Consider the following 875-nt stretch of genomic DNA (forward strand, 5'->3'; position numbering starts at 1 on the left):
GTGATCGACCGGTTCTCATGATCCGTCCACACCACTGAGTCGCCGTCGACCACCAGCCGCTGCGCCAGCGAATGACTCCAGCCAACCCCCAACCCGACATCCACTTCCACCGCACTGGTGCGATACAACCGTGCCCACTCAAGCGGCAAAATCCCGTCCAACGTGCCATCGGTCAGGGTCAGCAGTTCCTCCCCGGTAACCATCGACACCGGGCAGCCGTTAGTAACGGTCTTATCCGAAGAAACCGCCGCATCCCCGTTCGGGTTTTTACCCGAAACAGGCATATCGTCCACGGGCTCCTGCCGCACCAACACCGTCCTCTGCGTCTTGTCGCGCGCCGCTATCACCGGGTTGGAAACCCATTGGTCCCCAACCTTCAGCGGCCCCACCGGTGGCGTGTTGATCGCTGTGGCCTGACTGCCGAGCAACACCGGCCTGGCCACCTCGGCGTGCTCCTCGACGCGCACCTTGCCAAACTGCTCGGCCAAATGTTCCAACCACTCGCGCGCGCGCCGCGATTTGATCCCGCCCAGCACCTGCGCGCCCAGGCGAACCACCACGCCCATACCCGCCGTGGTCCAGATCAGCAACAGGTTGATCAGCACCTCGCCGGTGATTTCACCGAGCAGCTCGTTCATATACGGCGGTGGCAGCAGGCGCATCCAACTGACCATCGCCGCCAGGTAAATGAACAACAACGGCTCATCGCTGAGCATCAGCAAGCCCGTCGCAATAGCGTCGGCACCGAGCGCCAGCAACTGGTCAAACTCGGCCTGGGACAGATACCGCAGCCATTGCTCGGCATGGGCCACCGGGTCCGACAGCCACTGGAACAGTTGCTTGAGGTTGTCCCACAGCGAGTACAGCGCTTCGCC

The 875-nt window shown here is 62.7% G+C and carries 1 protein-coding gene; it reads right to left on the minus strand.

What is annotated here, in order from left to right; translation table 11 throughout:
* On the minus strand, nt 1-875 hold an 875-nt coding region (locus tag G7025_RS26570), incomplete at both ends, for a DUF6531 domain-containing protein (RefSeq protein WP_258197741.1).

This window comes from Pseudomonas lurida (assembly GCF_013522705.1).
In the GTDB taxonomy this organism is placed as follows: Bacteria; Pseudomonadota; Gammaproteobacteria; order Pseudomonadales; family Pseudomonadaceae; genus Aquipseudomonas; species Aquipseudomonas quebecensis.